We start from the raw sequence: 9,217 nt of genomic DNA, 5'->3' as shown, positions 1-9,217 counted from the left end.
CGGCCGGCATCGAGCGCACCCTGGCCGGGTATCTGAACCTGGCCGGGAAGCGGCCCGCGGACATGCCGCTGAGCACCCTCGCGGACTACCACCCCTTCATGGTCGCGGGCGTGCCGATCGGTGGCATGACGGCCGGCGCCACGCAGCCGAAAACCACGGTGCAGGCCCGATTGTGGGGTGGGCAGGCCGGCGTCCCGTTCGACCCCAACTATCAGGGCCCCCACGAAACCGCCGACAACATCAACCGCGACGCGTTGGCCATCATGGGTTCTGGCGTCGCGTACGCCGTGGGCAGCTACGCGCAGTCCACCGGCGGGGTGAACGGCGTCCCGCCGCACGACAAGAGGCATCGCACCCGGATGCCGTAACCGCCGATCGGGGTTGTCGGTGGCACGCACTATGCTCGAACACATGTTCGATACACGGCTGCATGAGTACTGGGAGCCTCCGCGGTGTGAGCGCTCGCGGGAGTTGGTGGATCGGATGTGCGAGTCATGGCGGTTAGAGGCCCAAGTGGTGGCGGCTCGGTTGGATGCGGTCGGGGAGCTGTTCGAGCTGCGCCGCGCCCAGCGCGGTGAGGAGGCGGATTGGGCGGTGGACACCTGGGCGGCGGTGGGGGCCGAGGTGGCTGCGGCGTTTCGGGTGAGCTTGGCGATGGCGGGCAGCTTCATGCGGTATGCGTTGGCGATGCGTGAGCGGCTGCCACAGGTGGCGGCGGCGTTCCGCGCCGGTGATATCAATTACCGGTTGTTTCAAACCATCGTGTACCGCACCGATTTGATCACCGATGCTGAGGTGCTGGCCGCCGTGGATGGCGAGTTGGCCGTGCGCGCGGCGCGGTGGCCGTCGATGACTCGGGGCCGGTTGGCCGGTGAGGTCGATAAGATCGTGGCGAAGGCCGACGTTGATGCGGTGCGCCGTCGGCAGCGGTGTCGGGACGAGCGCTGTGTCGGGATCGAGGATCTCGAGGGCGGCATGTCCGAAATCCACGGCAGCCTGTTCAGTCCAGATGCCCACGCCTTGGACGAACGGTTAGATGCCTTGGCGGCCACGGTGTGTGAGCATGATCCGCGCAGCCGCGATCAGCGGCGCGCCGACGCGCTGGGGGCGTTGGCGGCCTCGGCGGATCGGCTGGGTTGCCGCTGTGGACGGCCCGATTGCGCCGCGGGAAAGCGGCCTGCGTCAACGCCGGTCGTCATTCATGTGATCGCCGAACAGGCGAGCATCCAGGGCCGCGGGTCGGCTCCGGCGTCGGAGGTAGGCGCCGACGGACTGATCTCCGCCGAGGTGGTTGCCGAGTTGGCCGGTTCGGCGACGCTGGTGCCGGTGAGTGTCCCGATAGAAGCTGAACCGCGCTACACGCCCTCGGCCAAGCTGGCCGATTTCGTGCGGTGTCGGGATTTGACGTGTCGGGCGCCCGGGTGTGATCGCCCGGCCGTGGACTGCGATATCGACCACACGATCCCCTACGCCGATGGCGGCCCGACGCATCCATGGAACCTGAAATGTTTGTGCCGCCAGCATCATTTGCTGAAAACGTTCTGGGGCTGGCGCGATGAACAGTTGCCCGATGGCACCCTCCTCTGGCGTCTACCCGACGGGCACACCTACGTCACCACCCCGGGCAGCGCGCTGCTGTTCCCCAGCCTGTGCGCGCCCACCGGCGAGCTCCCGGCCCCCGCGGCCGGCCCCCAGCGCTGCGGCGAGCGCACCGCGATGATGCCGCTGCGCACCCGCACCCGCGCCCACAACCGGGCCCAGCGCATCGCCACCGAACGCCACCACAACCGCCAAACCCGCTTAACCACCCAAACCACCCAAACCGGCCCCGCACCCCCAGACGACGAACCCCCACCGTTCTAAGCCGTTGGGCGTCAAGGCCTGCGAGGGCCCATCATCCGGCCGCAGCCCATCCCGCCCGGGCCCATCATCTGTTGCATCATGGCGGGCACCCCGTCCCGCACGAAACCGGTGACCTCGCGTGCGTGCGCACGGATGACATCGGTGAGGGCCGGATCGTCGGCCGTCTCCTCGGCGATCACGCCTCTGGGCGTGAATGTGAGCTGGCGTCGGTAGCCGCCGGCACTTCGGAAAAGCGTCGGCAGGCTCTGGCTCATGCAACGGATTTCAGTTCCCTGATCGAGGTGGGCGTACATGCTCGAAACATGCTCCTGCAGTTGAGCAGTCAAGGCCGGCGAAGCCGATTCGGTGGTGGTGCGCACACCGCCGGGAATGTCCTCGACGATGCGGTCGATTTCGCTGTGCCGCATGAACATCTCCATGTAGCGGCTCATGTCCATGTGACCGGCGCCCATGAAACCGCCCCCGTCCGTGAGGCGGATAGCCGTCGACGGCGGCCGCAAGGCGCTCCCACGTAGATGTGCCAGACCCAGGATGCTGCCCGCGCCGAGCGCGCCAAGCGCGGCAAGCGCCGCCCGCCGAGTCAGTCCGGCCATACGGCAAGCCGACCACATAGGCAACGCCCATTCTAGGGCCAATGGTCCCTACCCCCGGTGGGTATACGCGTGCCATCGTTTGAGGCATGACGCACAATCCTGAATCCAGCGTCGGACCGACCACCGTGACCGGCCACCCCGGGGACGAGCATCGATTCGGCGCGCACAGTCGGCTGAGCCAAGTGGTCGCGTGGGTGGTCATCGTCGCCGGCGTCGTGTTCGTCGTCGCGGTGGTCTTCTTCTCGGGCCTCTTCTTGGGCGCGGCCTCGGGTGACCGTTACGGCTGGCACCATGGCTACGGCGGCGGGCGTGGCGGTACCTGCCCGATGATGGGTCCCGGCGGCATGATGGGACCGGGCATGATGGGACCCGGCGGAATGGGGCCCGGTGGAATGGGACCGGGTGGTCCGATGGGACCTCAGCAAACGCCCACGCCGACGGCCCCGCGCCCGTAGCGCACCCGCCGGCGCGCGCTGGAGTTCGCTGATCCCAATATGCAACCTGCCCGGCGTCCGCCGTTCCGCTACTGGCAAGCCGGCCGCAACTCCGCGCTGCAGTCGCCGGGACCGGCGGTCAACCGCGGTTTCCAATCGGACTGTCAGGGTTAGCCAACCGCTCTAGAATGAGACCCCTTTGGTGCTTGCCCTGTAGCCGGTCGGGATGAGGTTGGTATGAATAGCCCTGCGCGCAATCGACGTCAGCTGGCCGGTGGCCGTCCGCGCAGGGCGGCCACCTTGCTGCGGGCGGCGTTCGGTTGCGCAGCGGCGGCAATCGTGGTGGCCGGGTGCACATCCTTCGTCGACGGGCGGGCGCTGTCGATGCTCAACGACCCGTTCCGGGTGGGCGGTCTGCCCGCGACCAACGGCCCCAGCGGGATCCGCTCGAACGCACCCGCCCCCACCGGCACGGTCGTCAATACCGACAACGGCGAGATCGACAAGTTGGCGTTGCTATCGGTCAACGACATCGAGGACTATTGGAAGTCGGTCTACAGCCAGTCGTTGAAAGGCGACTTCGTCCCGGTTGGCAAGATGGTGTCGTATAACTCAAAGCAACCGTCCAGCCCCATCGTTTGCCACAACGACACCTACAAGCTCGTCAACGCCTTCTTCACGTCGCGCTGCAACCTGATCGCTTGGGATCGCGGGGTATTCATGCCCGTCGCGCAACGGTATTTCGGCGACATGTCCGTCAACGGCGTGCTGGCCCACGAATTCGGCCACGCCTTGCAGACGATGGCGAAGCTGGTGACCAGACGAGACCCCACGATCGTGCGCGAGCAGCAGGCCGACTGCTTCGCGGGCGTCTACCTGTTCTGGGTCGCAGACGGCAAGTCGCCGCGGTTCACGCTGAGCACCGCCGACGGGCTGGACCACGTGCTGGCGGGGATCATCACCACCCGGGACCCGGTGATGGACAGCGACGCCGAGAACGACGACGAACACGGGTCGGCCCTGGACCGGATCAGCGCCTTCCAAATGGGTTTCATCGACGGCGCCTCGGCGTGCGCGGCTATCGACAAGAAGGAAATCGGTCAGCGCCGCGGCGACCTGCCCAACGCCCTGCGCGTCGACAACAGCACCGGGAACCCGGAGACCGGTGAAGTCCCGATCGACCAGGACACCCTGTCGACGCTGATGGAACTCTTGGGAAAGGTGTTCTCCCCGAAGAATGCGCCGGCATTGTCCTACCAGGCCGCCGATTGCCCGGACGCCAAGGCCAGCCCGCCGGCGTCCTACTGCCCGGCCACCAACACGATCGTGATCGATCTGCCGAAGCTGGCGGCGATGGGCAAGGTCGCCGACGAGAACGAACAAACCCTGCCGCAGGGCGACGACACCGCGCTGTCGGCAGTGATGTCGCGGTACGCGCTGGCCGTGCAGCACGAACGCGGTCTGGCCATGCAGAGCCCGTGGACCGCCCTGCGCACGGCCTGCCTGACGGGCGTGGTGCATCGCAAGATGGCCGAACCCATCGAGCTGTCGTCGCAGAAGCAGCTGCTGCTGACGGCCGGTGATCTCGACGAAGCGGTGGCCGGTTTGCTCACCAACCACCTCGTCGCCAGTGACGCGGACGGCACCAGCGTGCCGGCCGGTTTCACCCGGATAGCGGCGTTCCGCGGCGGCGTGACCGGCAACATGGACGCGTGCTACTCCCGCTATCCCGGATGACCGAAAGGCCGCGCTGTCAACCGATCTGGGCGAGCCTGGGTATCACTTCGTCGCCGAGGCGGCGGATGAAGCCGACCGGATCGGGGTTGCCGGGGAACGGCCCGGCATTGACCAGCTCTACGCCGAGTTCGCCGTAGCGCTCGACGGTCTTGAAGTAACCATCGAGGTCGTCGAACGGATTCACGAATAAGCCCACCGTATTGCGGATTTCGCTCGGGTCTCGGCCCACCGCGTCACAATGGCGGTTCAGCACCTCGATCTTGTGCTCGAGAACATCGGGGTCGCCGGAGGTGCTGTTCCAGACGTCGGCGTACTGCGCGACCAGGCGCAGCGTCTTCTTCTCGCCGTCGCCGCCGATCAGGACGGGAGGGCGCCGAATCGGTTGGGGCTCACAGATTGTCTCCGCCAACTGGTAGTGCTTGCCCTGGTAGGGCCCGTTGTTCTCGCTCCACATCTGCCTGCAGATCTGCAGCGTCTCTTCGAGCATCTCGAAGCGCTGACTCACCGGCGGATAGGGAAAGCCGAGGGCCGCGTGCTCACGGTCGTACCAGGCGGCGCCGAGCCCCAGCATCGAGCGGCCCTGCGACAGGACATCCAGAGTGGTGACCGCCTTGGCCAGCAGGCCCGGATAGCGATAAGTGACCCCGGTGACCAGCAGGCTCAGCTCGATGTTGGTCGTCTGCCCGGCCAAGAAACCCAGCGACGTATAGCCCTCGAGGAACGGGTCCTCCGCCGGTCCCATGGCTTCCATCTGAAAGAAGTGATCGGCGAGCGTGAACAGCGTCGCCCCGCCCTGCTCGGCGGCCTTGGCCGCATCGGCCAGCGTCGGACCCAGCGCCGTCGGGTCGCCGGGCAGAAAGTCGATGAAGTGCAGTCCTACTTCCATTGCAGCCCTTGTCCTTTCACTATTCGGTCAAGCGCTCGAGCAGCGTTAGCGCGTCGAGGATGACGCGACGTTCGCGTTCGGAATACCGCTCGTGGATGGCGCGTGCCAGCCACTCCTCCCGTACCTGCCGGTTACTCTCGGCGCGTCGCCGGCCCGCCGCGGTCAGCGAAATCAGTTGCCGCCTACCGTCTTCAGGGTCGGGCGTGCGCTCAATGAGCCCCCGCTGCCCGAGGGCGGCCACAATCGTGGCCATGGACTGTGGACGTACCCGTTCGGCTGAGGCCAGGACGCTCGCCGATGAGGCGCCCTCTTTCCAAAGCCGGTTGAGCACCGCGGTCTGTGAGGGGGTCAAGTCGCCGTCGGTGGCGAGGTCCCTCAACTGGCGTCGCAGCCGACTGAACATCACCCGCAGGTCGCGGGCTGCCGCAGCCGCTGACTCGGCGATTCCGTCCACAAGATCAGTCTAAACTGATAAGCTCAAACTGTCTAATTCCGCCCGAGCAGCTGCAGGGCCGCGTCGACCGCCAGGGCCGCCACGTTGAGTGTCTTGGAGCGCAGATCGTGTCGCGCTCCGGCGATCTCGACGACGGCGGTCGTGCCGGTGACCAGCGCGGCGGCGGCGCGCAGTTCGTCGGGCGTGCCGAATGGATCCGACGTCCCGTGCGTGAACACCGTCGGCACCCTGATGCCGGGCAGGTGCTCCGTGCGGGCCCGCTCGGGCTTCCCCGGGGGATGCACCGGATACGAGAACAGCGTCAACAGGTCCACTTCGATAGGCGAGGCCTCGCGGGCGGCCACCACCATGGACGTCTGCCGGCCGCCATAGGAATGCCCGCCGGCGATCAAGGGGCCGTCGGCGAGGCCGCGGCACAGCGTGATCGCCTCGACGATCCCGGCGCGGCCGGCGGCGGCCGAGCCGGACGGCGGTCCGGTGGGGCGGCGCCGCCGGTAGGGCAGGTTGTACCGGACGGCGAGCCACCCGCGCCGCGCCCATTCGTCGCAAACCTGCTGCAGGAGCGGCGAATCCCGGTTTCCGCCGGCGCCATGGGTCAGCACCACCACCCCGGCGGCCGGCCCGTCGGGTTCGTGTGCGATGCCCGCGATCTGGTCGAGGGCAATCATGACAGCCTGAACAAGGGGGACACGGGGCCGTGGCCATGGCCCAGCGGATAGGAAGCGCGCAAACATTCGGTGACCCATCGCTTGCCGAACCCGACCGCGTCGGGCACGGTGAAACCGTGCGCCAGCGCGCAGGCGATGGCCGTGGCCAAGGTGTCGCCGCCGCCGTGGTCGTTGCCGCCCGGCAACCGTTCCGAATCGAACTCGTAGCAGGAGACACCGTCGTAAAGCAGGTCGCAGCTGCGGTCGGACGACCGCAGGTGCCCGCCCTTGACCAGCGCCCACCGCGGTCCCAGCGCGTGCAGCGCCTTGGCGGCCGCCCGCTGTGACTCCGCGTCCACCACATCGATGCCCACCAGCAGCCGCACCTCGTCGAGGTTCGGCGTGACCAGGGTGGCCAACGGAAACAGTTGCGAGCAAAGGGCATCCAGGGCGGACGCCTCCAGCAGTGCGTCGCCGTGCATGGACGCGCACACCGGATCGACGACGAGCGGCACCGCCGATCCCAGCCGCTGCCACGTGTCGGCCACCGCGGCGATGATCGGAGACGATGCCAGCATCCCGGTCTTGGCGGCCTGGACGCCGATGTCGGTGACCACCGCTTCGATCTGATCGGCGACGACGTCGGGCGGAACCTCGTGAAACCCCTTGACGCCCACCGTGTTCTGCACGGTGACCGCGGAAACGGCGACGCAGGCATGCACGCCCAGCAACGCCATGGTGCGGATGTCGGCCTGAATGCCCGCGCCGCCCCCCGAGTCGGATCCGGCGATGGTCAGCACCCGCAACGGCGTGGCGCCCGGCGGAGCCAGCGGGAGGTAGCTCACTGGGTGATCGGCAGGTACACCCGCTTGCCGTGCTCGGCGAACTCACGCGACTTCTCGGCCATGCCCTCGCTCATCATGGCCTCGATGTCCTCTTCGGTCTCGAGCCCGTGCTTGGCGGCAAAGTCGCGCACGTCCTGGGTGATTCGCATGGAGCAGAACTTCGGCCCGCACATTGAGCAGAAGTGCGCCGTCTTGGCGGGTTCGGCCGGCAGGGTCTCGTCGTGGAATTCCCTTGCGGTGTCGGGGTCCAGTGACAACGCGAACTGGTCGTTCCAGCGGAACTCGAACCGCGCGGTCGAAAGGGCGTCGTCGCGCTCCTGGGCGCGCGGATGCCCCTTGGCCAGGTCCGCGGAGTGGGCGGCGATCTTGTAGGCGATCACCCCGTCCTTGACGTCCTTGCGGTCCGGCAGCCCCAGGTGTTCCTTGGGCGTCACGTAACACAGCATCGCGGTGCCGGCCTGGGCGATGATCGCCGCGCCGATCGCCGAGGTGATGTGGTCGTAGGCCGGCGCGATGTCGGTGGCCAGCGGACCCAGCGTGTAGAACGGGGCCTCCTCGCACAGCTCCTCTTCCAGTCGCACGTTCTCGACGATCTTGTGCATCGGGACGTGTCCGGGTCCCTCGATCATCACCTGCGCGCCACGGGCTTTCGCGATCTTCGTCAGCTCGCCCAGGGTGCGCAGCTCGGCGAACTGCGCGGCGTCGTTGGCGTCGGCGATCGACCCCGGCCGCAGCCCGTCACCGAGCGAGAAGGTGACGTCGTAGCGGGCGAAGATGTCGCAGAGCTCCTCGAAGTTGGTGTAGAGGAACGACTCCCGGTGATGGGCCAGGCACCAGGCCGCCATGATGGATCCTCCGCGGGACACGATGCCGGTGACCCGCTTGGCGGTCAGCGGCACATACCGCAGCAGCACGCCGGCGTGCACGGTCATATAGTCCACGCCCTGCTCGCACTGCTCGATCACGGTGTCGCGGTAGATCTCCCACGTCAGTTCCGTCGGGTCGCCCTTCACCTTTTCCAGCGCCTGGTAGATGGGCACGGTGCCGACCGGGACGGGGGAGTTGCGCAGGATCCACTCGCGGGTGTCGTGGATGTTCTTGCCAGTGGACAGGTCCATGATGGTGTCCGCACCCCAGCGGGTGGCCCACACCATCTTGTCGACCTCCTCGGCGATCGACGACGTCACCGCGGAGTTGCCGATGTTGGCGTTGACCTTCACCGCGAAGGCCTTGCCGATGATCATCGGTTCGATCTCGGGGTGGTTGTGGTTGGCGGGGATCACCGCGCGGCCGCGGGCGACCTCGTCGCGCACCAGCTCGGCGGGCATGTCCTCGCGGGCGGCGATGTATGCCATCTCCGCGGTGATCTCGCCGGCCCGCGCCCGCTGCAGCTGGGTGCCGCGGTCGCGGACCACCCCCGGCCGCGCGGGCAGCCCGGCCGTCAAGTCGATGACCGCGTCCCCGTCGGTGTAGGGGCCGGAGGTGTCGTAGAGGTCGAAGTGGTCCCCGGTGGACAGGTGGACGCGCCGGAACGGGACTCGTGCGCCGGGAAACCCCTCGACGTCGCGGTAGACCTTGCTGCTGCCTGCGATGGGTCCCGTGGTGACGGAAGCATCGACGGCTTGGGAAAGGACGGCGGTTTTTTCCAAGGTCATTTTCTCATCTCCCTACGCCGGCATTACCCGGTCAGGTTCGTACGGTCGACGGCCCCGAGCCGTCCTCTCAGCGCATTCGACGTGCGCTCCCGCGTATTTGGAT

The 9,217-nt window shown here is 67.5% G+C and carries 9 protein-coding genes, 1 pseudogene and 1 riboswitch; of the genes and pseudogenes, 4 read left to right on the top strand and 6 right to left on the bottom strand.

Going from position 1 to position 9,217, the window contains the following annotated elements:
- Nucleotides 1-368 (top strand): annotated as a pseudogene (locus A5750_RS07045) (peptidase M28); the annotation flags it as partial.
- A 43-nt stretch (nucleotides 369-411) separates the two neighbouring features.
- On the top strand, nucleotides 412-1,863 hold the full coding sequence (locus A5750_RS07040; protein WP_156664288.1) for an HNH endonuclease signature motif containing protein: 1,452 nt from the start codon (nucleotides 412-414) through the stop codon (nucleotides 1,861-1,863).
- 11 nt (nucleotides 1,864-1,874) lie between these two features.
- Here A5750_RS07040 and A5750_RS07035 read toward each other — a convergent pair whose 3' ends face one another.
- Complete coding sequence (locus tag A5750_RS07035) at nucleotides 1,875-2,456, bottom strand: hypothetical protein (RefSeq protein ID WP_067261785.1); 582 nt, start codon at nucleotides 2,454-2,456, stop codon at nucleotides 1,875-1,877.
- An 86-nt stretch (nucleotides 2,457-2,542) separates the two neighbouring features.
- On the opposite strand from A5750_RS07035, the gene A5750_RS07030 reads away from it, so the two are divergent.
- Together A5750_RS07030 and A5750_RS07025 are read left to right on the top strand one after the other, a co-directional pair.
- Complete coding sequence (locus A5750_RS07030) at nucleotides 2,543-2,911, top strand: hypothetical protein (protein WP_066957124.1); 369 nt, start codon at nucleotides 2,543-2,545, stop codon at nucleotides 2,909-2,911.
- Nucleotides 2,912-3,127: 216 nt separating this feature from the next.
- Nucleotides 3,128-4,627 carry a peptidase gene (locus A5750_RS07025; RefSeq protein WP_231989149.1) on the top strand — a complete coding sequence of 500 codons (1,500 nt, stop codon included), beginning with the start codon at nucleotides 3,128-3,130 and terminating at the stop codon, nucleotides 4,625-4,627.
- 16 nt (nucleotides 4,628-4,643) lie between these two features.
- On the opposite strand, the gene A5750_RS07020 is transcribed toward A5750_RS07025, so the two are convergent.
- From A5750_RS07020 to thiC, 5 genes are all read right to left on the bottom strand, one after another.
- A complete protein-coding gene (locus tag A5750_RS07020) occupies nucleotides 4,644-5,513 on the bottom strand; it encodes an LLM class F420-dependent oxidoreductase (RefSeq protein WP_067261780.1) in 870 nt (289 codons plus the stop codon).
- Nucleotides 5,514-5,532: 19 nt separating this feature from the next.
- The gene (locus A5750_RS07015; protein ID WP_067261777.1) at nucleotides 5,533-5,967 is read right to left on the bottom strand and encodes a MarR family winged helix-turn-helix transcriptional regulator; all 435 of its coding nucleotides are present in this window, start codon (nucleotides 5,965-5,967) and stop codon (nucleotides 5,533-5,535) included.
- Nucleotides 5,968-5,999: 32 nt separating this feature from the next.
- A complete protein-coding gene (locus A5750_RS07010; protein WP_067261792.1) occupies nucleotides 6,000-6,632 on the bottom strand; it encodes an alpha/beta family hydrolase in 633 nt (210 codons plus the stop codon).
- Complete coding sequence (thiD, locus tag A5750_RS07005; protein WP_066957115.1) at nucleotides 6,632-7,459, bottom strand: bifunctional hydroxymethylpyrimidine kinase/phosphomethylpyrimidine kinase; 828 nt, start codon at nucleotides 7,457-7,459, stop codon at nucleotides 6,632-6,634. Before thiD ends, A5750_RS07010 begins: the two co-directional genes overlap by 1 nt.
- Nucleotides 7,456-9,114, bottom strand: a complete 1,659-nt coding sequence (gene thiC, locus A5750_RS07000) for a phosphomethylpyrimidine synthase ThiC (RefSeq protein WP_066957112.1) — start codon at nucleotides 9,112-9,114, stop codon at nucleotides 7,456-7,458. Before thiC ends, thiD begins: the two co-directional genes overlap by 4 nt.
- Nucleotides 9,107-9,217, bottom strand: a riboswitch (TPP riboswitch). (Overlaps the previous gene by 8 nt.)

Origin of the sequence: Mycobacterium sp. 852002-51613_SCH5001154 (assembly GCF_001667425.1) — a bacterium.
GTDB lineage: Bacteria > Actinomycetota > Actinomycetes > Mycobacteriales > Mycobacteriaceae > Mycobacterium.
Note: the sequence above shows the minus strand (reverse complement) of the source record. Positions and strands in the feature narration are given on the sequence as shown.

What these genes read in the sequence shown, in the direction of transcription:
- A5750_RS07040 (WP_156664288.1), top strand. Translation starts at nt 412, where the DNA reads ATGTTCGATACACGGCTGCATGAGTACTGGGAGCCTCCGCGGTGTGAG.
- A5750_RS07035 (WP_067261785.1), bottom strand. Translation starts at nt 2,456, where the DNA reads ATGGCCGGACTGACTCGGCGGGCGGCGCTTGCCGCGCTTGGCGCGCTC.
- A5750_RS07030 (WP_066957124.1), top strand. Translation starts at nt 2,543, where the DNA reads ATGACGCACAATCCTGAATCCAGCGTCGGACCGACCACCGTGACCGGC.
- A5750_RS07025 (WP_231989149.1), top strand. Translation starts at nt 3,128, where the DNA reads ATGAATAGCCCTGCGCGCAATCGACGTCAGCTGGCCGGTGGCCGTCCG.
- A5750_RS07020 (WP_067261780.1), bottom strand. Translation starts at nt 5,513, where the DNA reads ATGGAAGTAGGACTGCACTTCATCGACTTTCTGCCCGGCGACCCGACG.
- thiC (WP_066957112.1), bottom strand. Translation starts at nt 9,114, where the DNA reads ATGACCTTGGAAAAAACCGCCGTCCTTTCCCAAGCCGTCGATGCTTCC.